This is a genomic window from Curvibacter sp. EU05-FHT14A10, from assembly GCF_058791075.1.
Genome location: NZ_JBYTDE010000021.1, coordinates 12,558 through 31,687, shown reverse-complemented (window position 1 = coordinate 31,687; position 19,130 = coordinate 12,558). Strand labels below are relative to the sequence as shown.

Below are 19,130 nucleotides of genomic sequence, written 5' to 3'. Positions count from 1 at the left end.
GGATCGGCTGATCGGGTCGGAGGCGTTTCAGCCAATAAAAAAGGCGCCCGGTTGGGCGCCTTTGTCAGGTTGCGGCAGCTTCTTTGAGCACCGTCCAGATGATGTTCTGGTTGTTTTGAAGGTTTGTCTCCTCGATCCCCCGCCATGACAGGTCACTGTGTGCCCGTCGCGAGTGCATGAAATGTATAACTTTGGACCATTTCGGTGCATTGGGGGTTTCCCTGCCCCCAATCGTGCTGCAGGCCCCGTTCAGCCCCTGGCATGAGTCATGCAGCTTGTGCGTCAGAAGAACCCCTGGAGGCAGGATGCGCGCAAGAGTGTTGGGAAACAGCAAGGTGATTGGGGCGCTGGGCTGGGCCTGTCTGGCCTGTTCGGTGCGGGCCGAGTCGGCGCTGGCGATCAGCCGCCCGGGCCTGGTGCCCGAGGCCAGCCTGAACCCGGCCGACACGGCCTGGATGCTGAGCGCCACCGCCCTGGTGCTGCTCATGACCCTGCCGGGCCTGGCCTTGTTCTACGCCGGGATGGTGCGGCGCAAGAACGTGATCAACACCATGGCCAGCGTGCTGGCGGTGGCGGCCCTGGTCAGCCTGCTGTGGCTGGGGTTGGGGTATTCGCTGGCCTTCACGCCGGGCACGCCCTGGTTGGGCTCATGGGCGCGGGCCGGCTTTGCAGGCATGGACTACGTGAAAGAGGGGGCCCAGGTGGCGGTGAGCCATCTGGCGCCGCATGTGCCCGAGTCGGTGTTCGCCATGTTCCAGCTGACCTTCGCCGTCATCACGCCGGCCTTGATCGTGGGGGCCCTGGTCGAGCGCATGCGGTTTTCTGCCCTGCTGTGGTTTGCCGGCCTGTGGTCGCTGCTGGTGTACGCCCCGGTGGCCCATTGGGCCTGGGAGCCTGGGGGCTGGATGGCCCAGCTGGGCACGCTGGATTTTGCCGGCGGCACGGTGGTGCACATCAACGCCGGTGCGGCAGGTCTGGTCTGTGCCTATGTGCTGGGGCCGCGCCAGGGTTACGGGCGGGAGCCTTTTGAGCCCTACAGCCTGGCCTTGACCATGGTGGGCACGGGCCTGCTGTGGGTGGGCTGGTTTGGCTTCAACGCGGGCTCGGCCCTGGCCGCCGACGGCCGGGCCGGCCTGGCCATGCTGGTCACCCACCTGGCCGCCTGTGCCGGTGCCCTGGCCTGGATGCTGGGGGAATGGGTGCGCCGCCGCCGCCCTTCGCTGCTGGGCCTGTGCTCCGGGGTGGTGGCGGGCCTGGTGGCCATCACGCCGGCTTCGGGCTATGTGACACCGGCCTCGGCCGTGCTGATCGGCGCGGTGGCCGGGCTGGCTTGCTATTGGGGGGCCACCGGCCTGAAGCGCCTGCTGCGCGCCGACGACTCACTGGACGTCTTTGGCGTTCATGGCATCGGGGGCCTGGTGGGCTGCCTGATGACGGGCTTGCTGGCCAACCCGGTGGTGGGTGGGGCCAAGGGGCAACTCGTGGTGCAGGCCCTGGGGGCTGTGGCGGTGCTGGGTTACAGCTTGGTGATGACTTGGGTGGTGCTGGGGCTGACCCGCGTGTTGGTGGGCCTGCGGGTGGACGAGGCCAGTGAGCAAGGGGGCCTGGATGTGGCCCAGCACCGAGAGCACCTGGGGGCATGAGCTTGCGTCCCCGCTGCCCGATGGAATTTGTCTGGAGAACCGCTCATGCTTGCCAGTGAAAAGTTGGCCATCGCGGCCCACCTGCATGTCTTGTTGCGCCGCAAGGCCGGTCGGGTGACGGACACCGAATGGATGGCCGTCAATGCCGACTACGCGGCTGAGATGGTGCGGGTGGCGCGCAGTGCGGCCCAGGAAGGCGCGCACGCCGACCTGGCCGAATGGGCTGACAAGCTGGATCAGGCCTGGAACCCTCGGCCGGCGCCGGCTGTGTCGGCGCGCGAGCAGTTGGCGCGGGTGGGCCTGCGTGCTGCGGCCCCAGCCAGCCCGGCCGACCCGGAGGCCCCGCGCTATATCGGCGGCCTGCGCTGAACCTGCCCCTGACCGTGGTCAGGGCTTGAACTCCACCCACACCTCGAACTGCGACTCCGTCTGGCTCATCTCCGGGGGCGGTGATGGATAGATGGCCGAGCGCACCGACTGCAGGGCGGCCCGGTCCACCAGGCCCATGCCACTGCCCACCAGCACGCGGGCGTTGGCCGGGGTGGTGCCCCGCAGCGTGAAGGCCACCCGGGTACGGCCATGGAAGTCGGCCGCCACGGCCGCGGGCGGGTAGATGAAGGCGGCCTGCACAGCGGCGCGCACCTTGGCGATGTACTCGGGCGAAGGCCCCGTCGGGCCGGCGGGCGGCGGTGGGGGCGGCGGTGCCGGTGGCGCGGCCACGGCCGGCGCAGCGGCGGCCTGGGCCTGGGGCGTGGCTGCCACTTCGCTGGGGGCGCTGCTCACCGGCAGCGGTGGCGTGGGGGCCGGCGCTGCGGGCGGGGCCATGGCGGGGCGCGGGCTGCGTTGCACGGGCTGGGGGGTCGGCAGCGGTGGGGGCGGCTTGCTCACCGGCGGTGTCGGTGCTGCCTGGGGCGTGGGGGCAGGCGCTGCCTCGATCTGCAAGGGCAGCACGCGCAGCGGTGGCTCGGCCGGGTGCAGGCTCAGCCAGAGCAGCAGGCCCGCCACGGCTGCGGCTTCCAGGGTCAGGGCGGCACCAAACGCTGGCCACAGCGGGGGCCGTGTGGGCGCTGCGGGGCGGGGCAGCAGCCTGGTGGCGGCAGACAAGGTGCTCATGGCCGCACGGTGCGTGCCGCCAGCCCGATCTGGGTGGCGCCGCCCAGTCGCACGGCGTCGATCGCGCCCATCAGCTGCTGCAGGTTGACTTGCTCGCCACCCGCGATGGTGACGGCCAGGTGGGCGGCGTCGCGCTGCTTGACCAGGGCCGTCAGCTCGGGGGCTGGCAGGGCCTGCCCATCGACATGCAGCGAGCCGTCCTCATGCACCTCCACCAGCAGTTTGGGCGAAGGCATCGCGGTGGCCGTGCTGCTGGTGGGCAGCTTGCTGACGTGGCCCGAGGTGGGGATCATTTTCAGGGTCATCATGGCAAAGAAGACCAGCAGGAACAGCATGATGTCGATCATCGGAATGATCTCGATGCGGGCTTTCTTGGTTTCGAAGTAACGCATGGCGACTCACACGGCCTTCAGGTGCGAGGCCTGCTGCGTGGGCTGTGGGCGGCGGCGGTTCAGCAGCATGATCTTGAGGGTTTCGAGCTGGTGCACGATCACGCGCACCCGGGTGCTCAGCCAGTTGAAGAAGATCAGGCCGAGCATGGCGATGAACAGGCCGCAGGCAGTGGCGATCAGGGCTTCGGCGATGCCGCCGGTGACCTGGCTGGCCCCGTTCTGCACATCGTCCAGCACCGAGAAGGCGCGGAACATGCCCACGATGGTGCCGAACAGGCCCAGCAGCGGGGCCAGGGTGATGACGGTGTCCAGCACCCACAGCGATCGGTCCAGCAAGGGCACCTCGTGCATCAGCGATTCTTCGATGTGGCCGGCTGCGGTGTCGCTGGACGATTCGGCGGGCTCGTTGTCCAGGCTGCGGATCACCCGCACATGCGGCTGATCGGCATGTTTTTTCAGCAACACCTGGGTGGCCGGCGCCAGCAGGGCCGGGTCGTCGCGCAAGGCATTCATCAGGTCGACGCCGGCTTGCTGCATGTTCAGCAGGTGGCGGCTGCGTTCGATGATCACGGTCAGGGCAATCAGCAGCAGCAGGCCCATCAGGTACAGGGTGCCGCCGGAGGCGTTGGCCAGTTCAAACAGTTTGGAGGGGGTCATGTCGGGCTCGTGCAGTGGGTCAGTGGCGGGGCAGAAGGCATCTGGGGCCAGCGGGTGCTGGCCCCAGTCAGAGCGCCAAGGGCTCGGCGTCTCAGAAATCGGCGCGGGCCGACAGCATGTAGCTGCGGGGGGCCTGCCACTGGTACTGGGTGGAGGCGCTGCTCAGCGGGCCGCTCACGGCGATCAGGTTTTGCCGGTTGGTCAGGTTGAACACGCTGAACTGCAGCTTCAGGGCCTTGGCGCCCATCAACGCACCGACGTTCTTGAAGGTGTAGGCCACGTTCAGGTCGGTGTTGTCGATGTGGCTGAGCTTGCCACCCAGCTTGGCGTTGTACTGCTCGCCGATGCGCTTGAAGATCAGCGAGGCGTTCCAGGGGCCAATGTTGTAGAGCGCGCCCAGGGCGGTGGTCACATTGGGGGCGTTGGGCACGTCGCCCGTGGGCTGGCCGTTGGCCGCGTTGCCGGCCTTGTACTTGGCGCTGTTGACGCCCACGTTGCCGTAGGCGGCCAGGCCTTGGCCGATCATGTAGGTGGCCTCGCCTTCAATGCCCTTGTAGATGGCGCCGCCGGCGTTGATGTAGTTCGGGTTGGCGCTGGTGCCGGTGTTGAGCTGCAGGTTGTTGACCGTGATGTAGTAGATGTCGCCCGACAGCGTGAGCGCGTCCGACTTGTGCACGGCACCCACCTGGTAGTTGGTGGTGGTCTGCGGGTCCGGTGCGGCACCGTTGGGCGAGCCCACGCCCAGGAAGGGCACCTGCATGCCCTTGGCGTACTGGGCGTACAGCGAGTTGCTGCCGTCGAGCTGCTGGTTCACGGTCAGGAAGGGCAGCACCGCGTGGTAGGTGTACTGGTAGTCCTGCGGGGTCAGCGACTTCTGGTTCATGGCCGATTTCAGGCCCATGTGGTACCACATGGTCTTCAGGCCCGGGGTCACGGTCAGGCCCTTGGCGGCGGCCCATTCGAACTCGGCAAAGGGCTGCACCTGGTGCCAGTTCGAGTTCTGCTCGGCAAAGTTGGACGAGGTGACCACGCCGGTCGGGTAGGACCCATTGGCCCCAGGCAGTTGCTGGCCGGTGGTCAGGTCGGCCTCCAGGTTGTGGCGCTGGGTGCGCGAGCCCTCGTACCAAAAGCCAGTGCGCAGCAGGCCGGCGTCGAACTGTTTGGTCGCTTTGAACACATCGCCCCACACGCGGTACATGTTGAGCTTGTAGTAGCCGGGCACGTCCCCGTTGGGCAGGGTCACGGGCTTCTTGAGCAGGTTGGTGAAGCTCAGGCTGGTGTCGGCGGTGCCGTTGTACAGCGAGGGGTCCTGGCCGGCCGTGGTGCTGTTGGTGTAGGCGTAGGTGTAGGCGTTGTTGTCGATTTCCCAGCCCGACGCCAGGCGGCTTTGCAGGCGCACATATTCCATGTCGGTCTGCTTGGCCGCGTAGTTGTAGCCGTAGTAGCCCTGGCTGCGCGGATTGCTGTTCAGGCTGTAGTTGGCGCCCATGGCGTTCACCTGGGCACGGGTCGGGCCGCTGGCGTTGTCAGGGGTGTTGGTCTTCACATCGGCCAGGCTCATGAACAGCGTCAGCAGGCTGCTGTCGCCCACGGGGCGCTGGTACTTGGCGGTGATGTTCTTGTTGACCTGGTCGTTGTGGGTCAGGTAGCCCTTGGCGCCCATGTGCTGGGCATTGAGTTGCAGGGTGGCGTCGCTGCCCTCCATGCGGCCGCTTTCGTAGGCAATGCCTTCCAGCACCGTGCCCCACGAGCCCACCGAGCCATACACCTGAACCTGCTGCGTTTCCGAGGGGGTCTTGGAGAACAGGTTGACGCTGCCGCCGTAGGTCGAATAACCGATGTTGCTGGCATTGCCCGGGCCACGCTCGATCACCATGCCGCCAATCACCGAGGCCGGAAAGTAGGCGGTCGAGTGGTGGGTCGGGCCGTTCGAGTCGCCGAAGGGGATGCCGTCGAAGGTGACGTTGTACTCACCGTCCTGGAAGCCGCGCAGGCTCATCTTCTGGTCGGCCAGGCCTGGGCCGTTGGTGGAAGGCATCGACGCCACGCTGGGCGCAATCGCCGTGATGGTGTTGAAGTTGCCGGTGGGCGGGGTCGAGTCTTCGATGAAGGCGCGCGAGATGATCGACTGAGGCTGGGTGGCTTTCAGGCTGGCTTGCGTGGGGGCCACCGAGGCTGCGGTACCGCGTTCGGCTTTCACGGTCGGCGTGGCGGCAGCGCCACCGCTGCCGCCGACGGTGCCAAGGTCAACGGTGTCGGCCAGGGCGGCCTGTGAGGCCCCCAGTGAGATCAGGGTCAGCGTCAGCAGGCGGGTCAGGGGACGTGTTGGGAAAGGACAGACGTGGGACATGTTATGGGTTCTTCTGCAAAGGATGGGACACAAGGTCAAGCCATGGGGAACCCCGGGAATCTAGAGATGGCCCGTGACATGCCGTTGACGTTGTTGTGACAAATGGATACAAATCGACGCCCCACCGGCAGGCGTTAAGCTCTGCGCCTCCTGAGGTTTCCGGTGCGCATGAGAGAGGGCTGCCCATGAATTTGCGATTGAACTGGCTTCTGGTGGGCTGCTGTGCCTGGCTGCTGTCGGCCTGTGCCCTCCCTGAGGGCGGTACCTTGGTCCCGACGCCTGCAGTGGCAGCCGCTGCACCGGTGCCTGCGATGTCCCAGAAGGCCGATGTGGCGCCGCCGGCCCCGGTGTTTCACTTCACCACCGTGGGTGACAGCCGGCACGACCCGCGCGCCCCGGGCTTGACGGGGCAGGATCGGCGCTGGTTACAGGCCACCCAGGTGTTGGCGCGCATGACCCGGGAGATGGCGGCGGTGCGGCCGCAGGCCCTGGTCTTCAACGGCGACATGATCATGGGCTACACCCGCGATGCCACCCAGGTCGAGCGCGAGTACGCCTACTGGCGCGGCATGGTGGCTGGCTTGATGGAGCAGGGCACCTATGTGCTCCCGGTGCCTGGCAACCATGAGGTTCAGGTGCCGACGCGGCTGGGCAATGGACGCACCGAGAAGCTGGCGCAAGCCTGGCTCGAAGACGCCTGGCGGGCCAACATGGGCGATCTGATCCTGGACGAGACGCGCTGGAGCCGCCTGACGGGCCAGCCCGCCCAGGCCTGGCGCCCCTCCCACGCTCCGGCCCCGGGCAGTGATGGCGTCAGCACGCCGCAGCAGCAACTCAGCTATTCATTCGATGTCGGCTCGGTGCACCTGGCCGTCATCAACACCGATCCGGTGGGTTTTGACAGCTCGGCGCCGGTGCGCTGGCTGCGCGCCGACCTGGCTGCCGCCAAGGCGCGCGGAGCGAGGCACTATTTCGTGTTCGGCCACAAGATGGCCTATGTGTATGAGTTTCAGGCCGGTGTGGCCGAGCGTGAAGATGGCCTGAACGTGCGCCCGGCCTTGCGCGATGCGTTCTGGGATGTCATCGAGGACTATGGCGCCACCTACTTCTGCGGCCACCAGCACATCTACCACGCCTCGCAGCCCCGGCTGGCGCAAGGGGGCCGGGCCTGGCAGGTGATCGTGGGCTCGGGCGGATCCCCTTTTGCCGCCTGGCCCGGCCAGAGCAGCAACCCTTTCGACCGCTTCTATGCCTGGGCGGATGTGAAGGTCTATGCCGACGACCGCGTGCAGATCCAGGTGCTGGGCTTTGACGAGCACTTCGGCCCCACCCAGGTGCTGAAGACCTGGGATCTGCCCTGATCGGGCTCAGCTCCGCCCGGTGATCCAGCCGGCGGCGCGCTCGGCCATCATCAGCGTGGGGCTGTTGGTGTTGCCGCTGGTGATGGTGGGCATCACCCCGGCGTCGACCACACGCAGGCCGGCGATGGTGCGCCGGGGCTGGCCGGGCAGGCCCACGCCGTCGAACACGCGCAGGCGCGAATCGACCACGGCCTGCGGGTCGTCGGCGCGCCCCATGCGCGTGGTACCCACGGGGTGGAAGATGGTGGTGGCAATGTCGCCGGCCAGCCGGGCCAGTTCTTCATCGCTCTGGTACTGGGTACCGGGCTTGAACTCTTGGGGCTGGTAGCGCGCCAGCGCAGGCTGGGCCACGATGTGCCGCGTCAGGCGCAGGCTGTCGGCGGCCACCTGGCGGTCTTCGTCCGTGCTGAGGTAGTTGGGGGCGATGGCGGGGGCTTCGTCAAAACGCGGGCTTTTCACCAGCACCGAGCCGCGGCTGCTGGGGTTGAGGTTGCACACGCTGGCGGTGAAGGCATTGAAGCTGTGCAGGGGCTCGCCAAACGCGTCCAGGCTCAAGGGTTGCACGTGGTACTGGATGTTGGGGTGGGGCAGGTCGGGCCGGCTGCGCGTGAAGGCCCCCAGCTGGCTGGGCGCCATGCTCATGGGGCCGCTGCGTTTGAGAGCGTACTCCAGACCGATCATCGCCTTGCCCCACAGGCTGTTGGCCAGGGTGTTGAGCGTTTTCACGCCCTGGACCTTGAACACCGCCCGGATCTGCAGGTGGTCCTGCAGGTTGTGGCCGACCCCGGGCAGATCGACCTGGGGGGCAATGCCGCGTGCCAGCAGTTCCGGGGCCGCGCCGATGCCCGAAAGTTGCAGGATCTGCGGCGTGCCGATGCTGCCGGCACACAGCACGACCTCGGCGCTGGCCCGGGCCGTGACCATCTCGCTGCCCGTCCAGACCTGCACGCCGGTGCAGCGTCGGCCGCCGTCGGCCTGGGTTTCAAGCAGCAGGCGCGCCACCTGGGCTTGGGTCCAGAGTTCAAAGTTGGGGCGTGCATAGCAGGTGGGCCGCAAAAAAGCCTTGGCCGAGTTCCAGCGCCAGCCGCTTTTCTGGTTCACCTCGAAATAGCCCACGCCTTCGTTGCTGCCCTGGTTGAAGTCGTCGCTGGCCGGCACGCCCGCTTGCTGGGCTGCCTGGGCAAAGGCGTCCAGGACGTCCCAGCGCAGGCGCTGCTTTTCAACCCGCCACTCCCCGCTGCTGCCGGTGCGCCGGTGGCCGTGCCATTGCTCGAAGCCGGCCGGTGATTGACCCGCCACATCCAGGCGCCAGTGGTCTTCGTGGCGCATGAATTCGGGCAGCACCTGCTGCCAACGCCACGCGTCATCCCCCGTCAGTTCGGCCCAATGCTCGTAGTCGCGGGCCTGGCCACGCATGTAAATCATGCCGTTGATGCTGCTGCAGCCACCCAGGGTCTTGCCGCGCGGGTAACGCAGGGTGCGCCCGTTCAGGCCGGCGGCCGGTTCGGTCTGGTAGAGCCAGTCGGTGCGCGGGTTGCCGATGCAGTACAGGTAGCCCACCGGGATGTGGATCCAGTGGTAGTCGTCCTTGCGGCCCGCCTCGATCAGCAGCACCCGGCGGCTGGGGTCGGCACTGAGCCGGTTGGCCATCAGTGCGCCCGCCGTGCCGGCACCGATCACGATGTAGTCGAACAAGGCCTCTGCCGCTGGGGCCGGTGCCTGTGAAGAGGAGGGGGCTTGGCTCATGGTGTCTCCGGGGCGTGTATTTGCCAATCTCATGATTCGTTGGCGATCTGTGACGCAGTTTCAGGCAGATTGGCCCGTTAATCCAATGAGTTGTTCAAAACTGTCTTATAAGAATGGCAAATATCACGAAGGGATTGCGCCCATGTCACCGTCCCTCATGACCGACCCTCAAAGCCTGCGCGCCTTCGTCATGGTGGCCCGCGAGGGCAGCGTGTCGCGGGCGGCGGCCCGCTTGCACCTGTCGCAGCCGGCGGTCAGCCTGCAGCTCAAGGCGCTGGCCCAGGCCACCGGTTTGAGCCTGTTCAGCCGCAGCCCACGTGGCCTGGTGCTGACCGCCGATGGTGCTGCCTTGCTGCCCCAGGCCGAGCGGGCCTTGGGCGCGCTGGTCGATTTTGCCCAGGCGGCCCAGCGTCTGCACCACACCGTGCGCGGCAGCCTGCGCATCGGCACCATCCTCGACCCCGAGTTCACCCGCCTGGGCGCCTTTCTCAAGCACCTGGTCGAGGCCGCCCCGCAGGTCCGCACCGAATTGCGTCAGGCCATGAGCGGCGATGTCTGGGATGCCGTGCAGCGCAATGCGCTGGATGGGGGCTTCTACCTGGCCGAACCGGATCAGCCACCCCCCGAGCCCCTGACCCAGCTCACCTTGACCCGGTTCACCTACCGGGTGCTGGCGCCGGCGGGTTGGGGGCCGCAGGTGCAGGGGCGTGGTTGGAAGGGCCTGGCGGCCCTGCCCTGGCTGGCCACGCCGCCCGCATCGGCCCACCATCGGCTGCTGGCGCGGGTCATGGGCGTCGGTTCGCCTGCCGGTCTGGAGCCCCGCTGGGTGGCCCTGGTGGACCAGGAGTCCAGCATGCTGGACCTGGTGCGCTCCGGTGTGGGCCTGAGCCTGGTGCGTGACTCCATTGCCATGCGCGAAAGCCAGGCCCGAGGGCTGGTGATTGCAGATGCCGTCAGCCTGGATTGCGACCTGGCCTTTGTGTACCCGGCGGCCCGGCGTGATGACCCGGTGCTGGCCTGTGCCTGTGCGGCTTTGGCGGCGGTCTGGGCCTGAGCGCGTGGTCTTGGCGTGTTGTCCAAACGTCAGCTTTGTGTCGCTTTGCAATCTATTTGATCCTGTGCCGTGGCGCCCTTGAGAGCCCGGGCTGGCTGGCGTTACGATGTGACAGTTTTGACCTCCCCCTTGCCTTGTGACCGACACCTCCCCGTCTTCCCCCAGCCTGGTATGGCGTGACACCGCCGGTGGGCGCTGTGCCGCGCCCATCGGCCACTGGACGGCCGCGGCGCTGGCGGATCGAGGGGTGGCACACCAGCTTCTGCAGGCCCTGGCACCGGCGCGCGGTGGCCCTGCCGGGCCGGTGCAATGGGATCTGAGCGGCCTGCAGCGGCTGGACCACGTGGGGGCGCAATTGCTGTGGCGCCAATGGGGAATGCAGTGGCCGGCGCAGTTGCAGATCGATGCCTTGCAGCGCCAGATGCTGGAACGCGTGGCGCGCCTGACCTTGCCGCCTGGGCAGGACCGGACCGAGGCCTCCGGCGATGGCACCCGTTCGGCCATCGACCACCTGGGGGGGCGGGTATTGAAAGGCCTGGGCCATGCGCGTGACTACGTGCGCATGCAAGGGCAGCTGTTGCTGGATGTCATGCAATTGCTGCGGGCACCGCGCGACGCCCCCTGGCGGGATTTGTCGGGCCACCTGTACCAGATGGGGGCCACGGCCATGCCGATCACCGCGCTGGTGGGTTTTCTGATCGGCGTGGTGTTGGCCTACTTGATGGCGCTGCAACTGCGCCAGTTCGGTGCCGAAGCCTTCATCGTGAACATTCTGGGCATTTCACTGATCCGCGAGTTGGGGCCCCTGCTGGCCGCCATCCTGGTGGCGGGGCGCTCAGGCTCGGCGATCACGGCGCAGATCGGCGTGATGCGGGTCACCGAAGAGCTGGACGCCATGCGGGTGATGGGCATCGCCCACGGCTTCCGGCTGGTCATGCCGCGGGCGCTGGGGCTGGCCATCGCCATGCCGTTGATTTCGGTCTGGACCACCCTGGCCTCGCTGGCCGGCGGCATGCTCGCCAGCGATCTGGCCCTGAAGGTGACCCCGGCATTTTTCATGCAGGCGCTGCCGGCGGCGGTCGAGGCCAGCAATCTGTTGCTGGCCACCGGCAAGTCGGTGGTGTTCGGCATCCTGATCGCCCTGGTGGGCTGCCATTACGGCCTGGGGGTCAAACCCAATACCGAGAGCCTGGGGCAGGGCACCACGGCGTCGGTGGTGACTTCCATCACCGTGGTGATCCTGGTGGACGCGCTGTTCGCCATCCTGTTCAAGGACGTGGGGATCTGATGAACGCAACGGTCATGCCTCTGGCCAACCTGGCCCCACCGGCCGATGCCGCCCCCGTGGTGGACATCGAGGGCCTGTGGACCGTGTTCGGTCGTGGCGAATCCGAGGTGGTGATCCACCGCGACCTGGCCTTGCAGGTGCGCCGCGGCGAGGTCTTGACCCTGGTCGGGGGCTCGGGCACCGGCAAGACGGTGCTGCTGCGCCAGATGCTGGGCCTGGAGCATCCCGCGCGGGGGCGTGTGCAGGTGCTGGGGCAGCCGGCGGCCGAGCTGGGCCGCCACGGCGCCTCCAGCCGCGTGGGCATGCTGTTTCAGCAAGGGGCCTTGTTTTCGGCCTTCAGCGTGCTCGAGAACATCGCCTTTGCTTTGCGAGAGCTGGGCACGCTGCCGGCCGATGTGGTGACCGACGCCGCCTACGTGAAGCTGCAGATGGTGGGCCTGGGTCCCCAGCATGCCCACAAGCGCCCCTCGGATCTGTCGGGCGGCATGATCAAGCGGGTGGCACTGGCGCGTGCCCTCATCATGGACCCGCCCTTGCTGCTGCTGGACGAACCCACCGCAGGCCTGGATCCCCACGCGTCTGACGACTTCTGCGACCTGCTCAAGGACCTGCACGCCGAGCTGGGTCTGACGGTGATCATGGTCACGCACGATCTGGACACGCTGTTCGCGCTGTCCACTCGGGTGGCTGTGCTGGCCAGCCAGAAAGTGCTGTTCACCGACACGCCGCGGGTGGTCGCCGGCCTGGACCACCCCTTCATCCACGACTTCTTCCAGGGCGAGCGCGGGCGCCGGGCCATGGCCCCGGCCCCCACCATCCCCTGAAGCCCACGTTCGAGGAACACCGCACATGGAAAACAAATCCCACGCCATGGCCGCCGGCACCTTTGTGCTGGTGGTCACCCTGCTCTTGCTGTCACTGGGCTTCTGGCTCACGCGGGACAAGGGGCGCTACCAGTCCTGGGAGCTCTCGACCCGTGACAGCGTCACCGGCCTGCAGCCCCAGGCCCCCGTGCGCTACAAGGGGGTGGCCGTGGGCAAGGTGACCCAGATCGGCTTCGACAACGAAGCCAAGGGCAATGTGCTGATCCGCATCTCGGTGGAGGAAAAGACCCCCCTGACCGCGACCACCTTTGCCACCCTGGCCTACCAGGGGGTCACAGGCCTGGCCTATGTGCTGCTGGACGACGCGGGCCAGGCCCAGGAGCCCTTGCCCAGTGGCGAAGATGGGCTGCCGCGCCTGCCCCTGGTCACCTCGCAACTGGGCAAGCTCACCGAACAGGCCCCTGAGCTGCTGTCCCAGATCCAGGATGCCACCCAGCGCATCGCTCAGACCTTGTCGGACGACAACCAGAAACGCCTGTCGCTGATGCTGGCCAACATCGGGCAGGCCTCGGCCAATGTGGCCGAGATCACGGCCACCCTCAACAGCACGGTGAAGACCCACGTGGAGCCTGCGCTGGCGGCGGTGCCTGCGTTGACGCGGGATGCCTCGCAGACCCTGCGGGCCGTGCAGAACAGCGCTGCCGAAGTGGGGCGCATGTCGGGCGAAATCGCGCAGACGGCGCATCGTTTGAACGAGAAGGACGGCCCGCTGGACCGCATCGCGCAAGGCACCGAAGCCTTGTCCCATGTCACGGACACCCTGGGCTCGACCACCTTGCCGCGGGTCAACCGTTTCACTGAAGACAGCGCCCGTGCCGCGCGCCAGTTGGGGCGCACCGTCACCGGCATCAATGACAACCCGCAATCGCTGTTGTTCGGCCATGGCCTGGTCGAGCCGGGCCCGGGTGAGCCCGGCTTTCGGGCCCCGGCTGTCTTGACCCGCCCGTGAACCAGATCCAGGAGAACCTTGCCATGACCCCCTATTTGACGGATCGCCGGGTGCTGTCGGCTGCCTGGGCTGCGGCCTTCCTTCTGCTGGCCGGCTGCTCTGCCCTGCCGGAGCGCCCTGTGCGCCCCGCCCAGTACGATTTCGGCCCCGGCCTGGCGCAGGCCGATGCGGTCGCCCCGCCCGCCAAACCCTTGCCAGTGCTGGCACTGGCCGACCTGGAACCCGTGGGCGTGTTCGAGGGCTCCAGTGCGGTGCTGTATCGGCTGGCCTACGCGGGCGATCAGCAACTGCGCCCGTATGCGCAGGCCCGTTGGACCTTGCCGCCCGCTCAGCTGATCCGGCAGCGCCTGCGCGATCACCTGTCGACGCGCTACACGGTCATGAGTGCGGGCGAGAGTGCAGCGCTCAAGCGTGCCGACAACCAGCCCGTGCGGGTGCTGCGCCTTGAGTTGGAGGAGTTCACCCAGGTGTTTGACAGCCCCAGCCACAGCCAGGCGCTGGTGCGCCTGCGCGCCACCCTGGTCGATAACAGCCCTGCGGGTGAAACCCTGCTGGCCCAGCAGGTCTTCACGGCGCACGAACCGGCGACCAGTGCCGATGCGGTCGGTGGCGTGCTCGCACTGACACGGGCCACCGATCAGGTGGCCGGCACCTTGGGGCAGTGGCTGGAGCGGGCTCGCTGAGCACCGGGATGAGCGCCGTCCGGTCTGGCAAAGCCAGACTGGGTGAACACCGTGCTGGTGTTTGAAAATGATGTGTCTGAGTCCCCGCATGCGTCAACCACGCGATGGGCATCGTCGTTGAGTCCATTGGTGCAGTCAACTTGACCGATGGTTGCCTGGGCCAGGGCTTGGTCACGGGCCCTCCATCAGCGGCCGGGGAACTTCGCCTGCCGCGCGCCATCCACTCAGATCAATGAGGGCGATCACGCCCCGAGGGAGTTCCATGTCAGACACCAGGAAGAACGCGCCGCCCAAGGGCAGCGCTTCCACCCAGACCCCACCCGCGCGTGCCGCCCAACCCTTGCCCGGATCCGATGCGCCGGCCACCCCGGCTTGGGCCAAAGCCTCGGTGGCCTGGCCTTTCAAGGCGGCCCCCTCGCTGGCCCAACGCACCCGTCGCAAGCCCTGAGAGCCTGTTCAATGTCTCGCCTGATTTCGCTGCGCGACCCAAGGGAGACTTTGAACAGGGGGTGTCGAGCCTGCTGACGGTCACCCTGCCGGCTGGCTGACCTGGATCAAATCCAGGGCGTTCGCTCGCGCTTATGCTGCCGCGATTGCGCACACCCGGAGAACCGCTCATGAACCAGCTCGAATGGAGCGACGCCCTGTCGCTGGACCTGCCTTTGATGGACGACACCCACCGCGAGTTCGTCGATCTGCTGGCGGTCGTGGCCTCAGCCCCTGACGACACCCTGCTGCAACATTGGCAGGTGCTGGTGGACCACACGGATGATCACTTCGGCCGTGAAGACCGCTGGATGCAGGACACCCGCTTCTCGTCGTCCAACTGCCACACCATGCAGCACAAGGTGGTGCTGCAGGTGATGCGCGAAGGTGCGGTGCGCGGTGCCGCAGGTGATCTGGCCGTGGTGCGGCAGATGGCCTCTGAACTGGCCATCTGGTTTCCGCAGCATGCTCAATCCATGGATGCGGCCCTGGCCCTGCACCTGCGTCGCGTGGGTTACGACGCCGAGACCGGCGTCGTGGCATCGCCCGATGCCCTGCCCCAGGGTGAGATCCATGGCTGCGGCGGGTCGACCTGCTCTGACACGGCAGAAGAAACGCTGGCGGCCTGATCGCCGCCTGAGGGCCGCTTTGACCTGGGGCTGAGTCTGGCCCCCAAACAAAAACCCGCTCGGCGGGTTTTTTGTTGTCTGCTTGAGTCGATGCTGTTCGTGTGAAACGGCCCAGGCAACAAAAAAGCCAGCAGGCTTGCACCTGCTGGCCTCAACTGGGCGTATGCGGCGATGGTTTAGAAGCGCCAGCCCAGACCCACACCCACCAGCAGGGGGTCCACCTTGAAGGTCCCCAACTTGCTGCCAGCGGCGCTCACATCCGTGCGGATGTAAACCTTTTTCACGTCGAAGTTGACGTACAAATTCTTGCCCACAGGAATGTCCACACCGGCTTGCAGGGCGGGGCCGAAGCTGTTGCTGTCCACGCTCACACCGGCGGGCAGGTTGATGCTGCTCAGGCGGGTGTAGTTGATACCGGCGCCGACATAGGGCTTGAAGCCGTTCATGTCGAAGTGGTATTGCAGCGTCAGGGTCGGCGGCAGGTGCTTGAACGAGCCGATGGCCGCGCCGTTCGAGTACAGCGTCTGGCTTTGCGGCACAGTCAGGATCAACTCGGCAGCGATGTTCTTGTTGATGAAGTAGGTGAAGTCGACTTCAGGCAGCCACTTGTTGTTGGTCGACAGACCCAGGCCGGTCGTGTCGCCGTTGGAGGCTTGCAGATTCACGGCGCGGGCGCGCACCAGCCAGGGGCCTTCGGCTTGCTGGGCGAAGGCCGCGCCAGACATCAGTGCACACAGGGCGGCGACAGCCATCACTTGCTTTTTCATGGTGTTCTTTCTCACATCACCGGGGACGGCCCCCGTATCGCTATTAAATTCAAATCACCCCGGTCAAACCTTGCGGAATGTCAAATTCAAAACCGACTCGAGGTCGAGGGTGTCATTTGTTTGCGCTGCATCAAGTTTGCGGGGCTTCGGTGGTTTTCCAGACCCTGTGGCTTGTGCTTGTTTTCAGCCCGGCAACAGCACCTGTGCAGGCGCATTGGCGCTCAGGCTGAAGGTGGCCACGGTCTGGGTCAGGCGTTCGGCCTGCTCGCGCAGGCTCTGGGCGGCGGCGGCGGATTGCTCCACCAGGGCCGCGTTTTGCTGCGTCATCTGATCGAGCTGGCCCACTGAACTGTTCACCTGCGAAATGCCCTGGGATTGTTCGGCTGCGGCGGCCGCGATGTCGGCCACCACTGTGGTGACACGCTGGACTGCGCTGACGATGTCTTCCATGGTGCGCCCCGCTTCATGCACCTGGCGGGTGCCGTCCTCGACCCGTTCGACGCTGCTGGTGATCAGTCCCTTGATTTCGCGGGCCGCTTCTGCGCTGCGCTGGGCCAGGGTGCGCACTTCGCTGGCCACCACGGCAAAGCCACGGCCTTGCTCGCCGGCCCGGGCGGCCTCCACCGCAGCATTCAGCGCCAGGATGTTGGTCTGAAAGGCGATGCTGTCGATCAGGCCGGTGATGTCAGCGATCCGGCGCGAGCTGGCATTGATGGCTTCCATGGTGCTCACCACCTGGGCCACCACGGCCCCGCCGTGAGAGGCCACTTCGGTGGCGTGGGAGGCCAGACCGCTGGCGGTGTGGGCGGCGTCAGCGGTCTGCTTGACATTGCCGGTGAGCTGTTCGATCGACGAGGCCGTGAGCTGCAGACTGGCCGCGGTCTGCTCGGTGCGCACCGACAGGTCGTGGTTGCCCGTGGCGATCTCGGCACTGGCGGTGGCGATGCTGTCGGCTGACTGGCGAATGCCCAGGATCACCCGGGTCAGCGAGGCCTGCATGGTGCCCAGGGCCTGCAGCAGGTGGCTGGTCTCATCCCGGCTGTCGCGTATGGCCAGCTGATGCTGGGGCAACGGGCTGAGATCGCCCGAGGCCACCTGTTGCGCCACCTTGAGCGAGCGCGACACGGGTTGGGTGATGCTGCGCGTGATGAGCACCGAACAGCCCACGCCCACGCCCAGGCACAGGCTGCCCAGCAGCCACATCAGGTGGCGCGCGCGGTCGTTGGCCTCGCGGATCGGGGTGGCGGCCTGATCGAGGGCCTTGCGCTGCATTTCAAGCAAAGTCTTGACACGTTCCACATACCGGCTGGCATTGGGCAGGAAGGCGCTTTCAAGCAGCTTGTCGGCCTCGGCACCCTGGCCATCGCGTTTGAGGCGGATCACGTCATCACGCGCCGCCACGTAGCCCTTGCGCAGTTCTGAGATCTCGGCGAACAGGTGCTTTTCCTCGGCGCTGACCATCAGGCCTTCGACCTGTTTCTGGATGGCGGTGGTGTCGGCCGCCGATTGCTTTTGCTCATCGGCAAAGAAGGTGGCCAGTGAGGGGTCGGTGCTTTTGGCAATGGCCGTGGTCCGGCGCACGGCACTGTGAATGAGACGGTACCAGTCCGAGATCAGGCGCTCTTTGGCCAGGGGCTGGTCGATGATGGCCTGGGTGGATTCGGTGGCGGTCTGCAACTGCCAGTTGCCCAGGCCGGTGTTGAGCAGCGTGAGCAGCAATAAAAGGCCGAAGCCCAGCGCAAGCCGGGTGCCAATGGGGAGTTTCTGCATGGGTAGGGTCCTGTGACTGCGACGCAGCCTGGTGGCCTGACGGCTGAAACCAGCTTCTCGGTCGGGACGGATGGTCAGGCGGCGTCCCAGCGATTCTAGAAACGCAGGCCATGCACCGCTTGGGTGCTTGGGGTTTCCTTGACCGATATCAATCGCGTGCCCCTTGGGCTTGCTGGCTCAGCGGCTCATCAGGATGGGAAACAGTTTGCCCAGGCCATCGGCCATCACTTCCACCGACAGCGCGGCCAGGATCAGGCCCATGAGGCGGGTCATCACGTTGATGCCGGTTTTGCCAAGGATGCGGGCGATGGGTTCGGCCAGCGAAAAGCACACGGCCGTGGCCAGGGCGATCACGGCGCCATAGCCCACCAGCGCGGCGTGTTGCCAAAAGGTATGGGCCTTGTCCGCATAGATCACCACGGTGGACATGGTGGCGGGGCCGGTCAACAGGGGAATGGTCAGGGGAACCACCGCGATCGAGGCTCGGGCCGCGGCATCATTGACCTCGTCGGCATTCGACTTGGCTTCGGCTGGTTGGGCGTTGAGCATGTTGATCGAGCCGATCAGCAGCAGCGTGCCTCCCCCGACCTGGAAGCTTTGCAGAGAGATGCTGAAGAAATCCAGGATCTGCAGCCCCAGGATGGCACTGATGGCGATCACCGCAAAAGTGCTGATGGCCGAGATGCCGATGGTGCGTCGGCGTTGGGCAGGCGTGAAGTCCTGCGTGTAGTGGATGAAGAAAGGAACAATCGCCAGCGGGTTGACGATGGCGAGCAGGGTGACAAGCGGCTTAAAGTCCATGCGCTTGAGTCTCGCACATCGACCTTTCGGAAACCATGAACCGCTACACGGTGCTTTCCATGAGTCAATTGGCGGATTCTGCCGGTGCGACGGCGGGGTTGCGACGGCGGAACATGCCATACCCCTCCATGTGCAGCACCTTGTCGCCATGCTGATTGAACATCTCCCATTGGGTGCGCACCAGGCCCACGTCGGGGCGTTTGCTCATGGGACGGCTTTCCAGCACGGTGTGTTGCAGGCGCAGCGTGTCGCCGGGGAACACCGGTTTGAGCCACTTGATGCCCTCCAGGCCCGGTGAGCCCAGGCTGGATGATTCGCGCAGGAAGTGGGTCACCATCAGGCGCATGGCCATGGAGCAGGTGTGCCAGCCACTGGCACACAAGGCCCCGAACACCGAGGCCTTGGCGGCTTCGTCGTCCAGGTGAAAGGGCTGGGGATCGAACTGGCTGGCGAAGGCAATGATGTCTTCCCGGCTGGGGGAGATGGTGCCAAGGTCTTTCTGAAATCCGACGTGCAGGTCTTCCCAGTAATACCGAATCGAGCTTGCTTGGGTCATG

19 protein-coding genes are annotated in these 19,130 nt (G+C 66.4%); 10 read left to right on the top strand and 9 right to left on the bottom strand.

Annotated elements, in window-relative coordinates:
• Nucleotides 1–305 precede the first annotated feature (305 nt).
• Together AC3WUT_RS26565 and AC3WUT_RS26560 are read left to right on the top strand one after the other, a co-directional pair.
• Nucleotides 306–1,643, top strand: a complete 1,338-nt coding sequence (locus AC3WUT_RS26565) for an ammonium transporter (protein WP_492350073.1) — start codon at nucleotides 306–308, stop codon at nucleotides 1,641–1,643.
• Between the two features lie 45 nt (nucleotides 1,644–1,688).
• Nucleotides 1,689–2,012 carry a hypothetical protein gene (locus tag AC3WUT_RS26560; protein WP_492350072.1) on the top strand — a complete coding sequence of 108 codons (324 nt, stop codon included), beginning with the start codon at nucleotides 1,689–1,691 and terminating at the stop codon, nucleotides 2,010–2,012.
• Nucleotides 2,013–2,030: 18 nt separating this feature from the next.
• Here the strand turns inward: AC3WUT_RS26560 and AC3WUT_RS26555 are convergent, their stop codons facing one another.
• The 4 genes from AC3WUT_RS26555 to AC3WUT_RS26540 form a co-directional block, all read right to left on the bottom strand.
• Entirely contained in the window at nucleotides 2,031–2,756 is a 726-nt protein-coding gene (locus AC3WUT_RS26555; RefSeq protein WP_492350071.1) for an energy transducer TonB, read from the bottom strand.
• The gene (locus tag AC3WUT_RS26550; protein WP_492350070.1) at nucleotides 2,753–3,148 is read right to left on the bottom strand and encodes an ExbD/TolR family protein; all 396 of its coding nucleotides are present in this window, start codon (nucleotides 3,146–3,148) and stop codon (nucleotides 2,753–2,755) included. The genes AC3WUT_RS26555 and AC3WUT_RS26550 overlap by 4 nt, the downstream gene beginning before the upstream one ends.
• A gap of 6 nt (nucleotides 3,149–3,154) precedes the next feature.
• Nucleotides 3,155–3,805 carry a MotA/TolQ/ExbB proton channel family protein gene (locus AC3WUT_RS26545; RefSeq protein ID WP_492350069.1) on the bottom strand — a complete coding sequence of 217 codons (651 nt, stop codon included), beginning with the start codon at nucleotides 3,803–3,805 and terminating at the stop codon, nucleotides 3,155–3,157.
• 91 nt (nucleotides 3,806–3,896) lie between these two features.
• Nucleotides 3,897–6,155, bottom strand: coding sequence for a TonB-dependent receptor (locus AC3WUT_RS26540; RefSeq protein WP_492350068.1), 2,259 nt, complete (start codon nucleotides 6,153–6,155; stop codon nucleotides 3,897–3,899).
• Between the two features lie 185 nt (nucleotides 6,156–6,340).
• Here AC3WUT_RS26540 and AC3WUT_RS26535 point away from each other — a divergent pair, with 185 nt between their 5' ends.
• Complete coding sequence (locus AC3WUT_RS26535) at nucleotides 6,341–7,516, top strand: metallophosphoesterase family protein (RefSeq protein ID WP_492350067.1); 1,176 nt, start codon at nucleotides 6,341–6,343, stop codon at nucleotides 7,514–7,516.
• Nucleotides 7,517–7,522: 6 nt separating this feature from the next.
• Here the strand turns inward: AC3WUT_RS26535 and AC3WUT_RS26530 are convergent, their stop codons facing one another.
• A complete protein-coding gene (locus tag AC3WUT_RS26530; RefSeq protein ID WP_492350066.1) occupies nucleotides 7,523–9,262 on the bottom strand; it encodes a GMC family oxidoreductase in 1,740 nt (579 codons plus the stop codon).
• A gap of 142 nt (nucleotides 9,263–9,404) precedes the next feature.
• On the opposite strand from AC3WUT_RS26530, the gene AC3WUT_RS26525 reads away from it, so the two are divergent.
• From AC3WUT_RS26525 to AC3WUT_RS26495, 7 genes are all read left to right on the top strand, one after another.
• Nucleotides 9,405–10,316 (top strand): LysR family transcriptional regulator, encoded by a 912-nt coding sequence (locus tag AC3WUT_RS26525; protein ID WP_492350065.1) that lies wholly within the window; start codon nucleotides 9,405–9,407, stop codon nucleotides 10,314–10,316.
• A gap of 136 nt (nucleotides 10,317–10,452) precedes the next feature.
• Nucleotides 10,453–11,604, top strand: coding sequence for an MlaE family ABC transporter permease (locus tag AC3WUT_RS26520; protein WP_492350064.1), 1,152 nt, complete (start codon nucleotides 10,453–10,455; stop codon nucleotides 11,602–11,604).
• Complete coding sequence (locus tag AC3WUT_RS26515) at nucleotides 11,604–12,428, top strand: ABC transporter ATP-binding protein (protein ID WP_492350063.1); 825 nt, start codon at nucleotides 11,604–11,606, stop codon at nucleotides 12,426–12,428. The genes AC3WUT_RS26520 and AC3WUT_RS26515 overlap by 1 nt, the downstream gene beginning before the upstream one ends.
• A gap of 25 nt (nucleotides 12,429–12,453) precedes the next feature.
• Nucleotides 12,454–13,437 carry an MlaD family protein gene (locus tag AC3WUT_RS26510; protein ID WP_492350062.1) on the top strand — a complete coding sequence of 328 codons (984 nt, stop codon included), beginning with the start codon at nucleotides 12,454–12,456 and terminating at the stop codon, nucleotides 13,435–13,437.
• 23 nt (nucleotides 13,438–13,460) lie between these two features.
• Complete coding sequence (locus AC3WUT_RS26505; RefSeq protein ID WP_492350061.1) at nucleotides 13,461–14,120, top strand: ABC-type transport auxiliary lipoprotein family protein; 660 nt, start codon at nucleotides 13,461–13,463, stop codon at nucleotides 14,118–14,120.
• Between the two features lie 262 nt (nucleotides 14,121–14,382).
• Nucleotides 14,383–14,568, top strand: coding sequence for a hypothetical protein (locus AC3WUT_RS26500; RefSeq protein WP_492350060.1), 186 nt, complete (start codon nucleotides 14,383–14,385; stop codon nucleotides 14,566–14,568).
• Between the two features lie 169 nt (nucleotides 14,569–14,737).
• Nucleotides 14,738–15,235, top strand: coding sequence for a hemerythrin domain-containing protein (locus AC3WUT_RS26495; protein WP_492350059.1), 498 nt, complete (start codon nucleotides 14,738–14,740; stop codon nucleotides 15,233–15,235).
• Nucleotides 15,236–15,411: 176 nt separating this feature from the next.
• Here the strand turns inward: AC3WUT_RS26495 and AC3WUT_RS26490 are convergent, their stop codons facing one another.
• From AC3WUT_RS26490 to AC3WUT_RS26475, 4 genes are all read right to left on the bottom strand, one after another.
• Nucleotides 15,412–16,002, bottom strand: coding sequence for an OmpW/AlkL family protein (locus AC3WUT_RS26490; protein WP_492350058.1), 591 nt, complete (start codon nucleotides 16,000–16,002; stop codon nucleotides 15,412–15,414).
• A 183-nt stretch (nucleotides 16,003–16,185) separates the two neighbouring features.
• Nucleotides 16,186–17,772, bottom strand: a complete 1,587-nt coding sequence (locus tag AC3WUT_RS26485; protein ID WP_492350057.1) for a methyl-accepting chemotaxis protein — start codon at nucleotides 17,770–17,772, stop codon at nucleotides 16,186–16,188.
• A gap of 177 nt (nucleotides 17,773–17,949) precedes the next feature.
• Nucleotides 17,950–18,573 (bottom strand): MarC family protein, encoded by a 624-nt coding sequence (locus AC3WUT_RS26480; RefSeq protein ID WP_027477393.1) that lies wholly within the window; start codon nucleotides 18,571–18,573, stop codon nucleotides 17,950–17,952.
• Between the two features lie 64 nt (nucleotides 18,574–18,637).
• The gene (locus AC3WUT_RS26475; RefSeq protein ID WP_492350056.1) at nucleotides 18,638–19,129 is read right to left on the bottom strand and encodes a MaoC family dehydratase; all 492 of its coding nucleotides are present in this window, start codon (nucleotides 19,127–19,129) and stop codon (nucleotides 18,638–18,640) included.
• Nucleotide 19,130: the final 1 nt, after the last annotated feature.

Excerpts from the sequence above, each read along its gene's own strand:
- AC3WUT_RS26510 (WP_492350062.1), top strand. The coding sequence starts at position 12,454 with ATGGAAAACAAATCCCACGCCATGGCCGCCGGCACCTTTGTGCTGGTG.
- AC3WUT_RS26550 (WP_492350070.1), bottom strand. The coding sequence starts at position 3,148 with ATGCGTTACTTCGAAACCAAGAAAGCCCGCATCGAGATCATTCCGATG.
- AC3WUT_RS26475 (WP_492350056.1), bottom strand. The coding sequence starts at position 19,129 with ATGACCCAAGCAAGCTCGATTCGGTATTACTGGGAAGACCTGCACGTC.
- AC3WUT_RS26500 (WP_492350060.1), top strand. The coding sequence starts at position 14,383 with ATGTCAGACACCAGGAAGAACGCGCCGCCCAAGGGCAGCGCTTCCACC.
- AC3WUT_RS26565 (WP_492350073.1), top strand. The coding sequence starts at position 306 with ATGCGCGCAAGAGTGTTGGGAAACAGCAAGGTGATTGGGGCGCTGGGC.
- AC3WUT_RS26555 (WP_492350071.1), bottom strand. The coding sequence starts at position 2,756 with ATGAGCACCTTGTCTGCCGCCACCAGGCTGCTGCCCCGCCCCGCAGCG.
- AC3WUT_RS26545 (WP_492350069.1), bottom strand. The coding sequence starts at position 3,805 with ATGACCCCCTCCAAACTGTTTGAACTGGCCAACGCCTCCGGCGGCACC.
- AC3WUT_RS26560 (WP_492350072.1), top strand. The coding sequence starts at position 1,689 with ATGCTTGCCAGTGAAAAGTTGGCCATCGCGGCCCACCTGCATGTCTTG.
- AC3WUT_RS26515 (WP_492350063.1), top strand. The coding sequence starts at position 11,604 with ATGAACGCAACGGTCATGCCTCTGGCCAACCTGGCCCCACCGGCCGAT.
- AC3WUT_RS26480 (WP_027477393.1), bottom strand. The coding sequence starts at position 18,573 with ATGGACTTTAAGCCGCTTGTCACCCTGCTCGCCATCGTCAACCCGCTG.
- AC3WUT_RS26535 (WP_492350067.1), top strand. The coding sequence starts at position 6,341 with ATGAATTTGCGATTGAACTGGCTTCTGGTGGGCTGCTGTGCCTGGCTG.
- AC3WUT_RS26530 (WP_492350066.1), bottom strand. The coding sequence starts at position 9,262 with ATGAGCCAAGCCCCCTCCTCTTCACAGGCACCGGCCCCAGCGGCAGAG.
- AC3WUT_RS26485 (WP_492350057.1), bottom strand. The coding sequence starts at position 17,772 with ATGCAGAAACTCCCCATTGGCACCCGGCTTGCGCTGGGCTTCGGCCTT.
- AC3WUT_RS26540 (WP_492350068.1), bottom strand. The coding sequence starts at position 6,155 with ATGTCCCACGTCTGTCCTTTCCCAACACGTCCCCTGACCCGCCTGCTG.
- AC3WUT_RS26525 (WP_492350065.1), top strand. The coding sequence starts at position 9,405 with ATGTCACCGTCCCTCATGACCGACCCTCAAAGCCTGCGCGCCTTCGTC.
- AC3WUT_RS26495 (WP_492350059.1), top strand. The coding sequence starts at position 14,738 with ATGAACCAGCTCGAATGGAGCGACGCCCTGTCGCTGGACCTGCCTTTG.
- AC3WUT_RS26490 (WP_492350058.1), bottom strand. The coding sequence starts at position 16,002 with ATGAAAAAGCAAGTGATGGCTGTCGCCGCCCTGTGTGCACTGATGTCT.
- AC3WUT_RS26505 (WP_492350061.1), top strand. The coding sequence starts at position 13,461 with ATGACCCCCTATTTGACGGATCGCCGGGTGCTGTCGGCTGCCTGGGCT.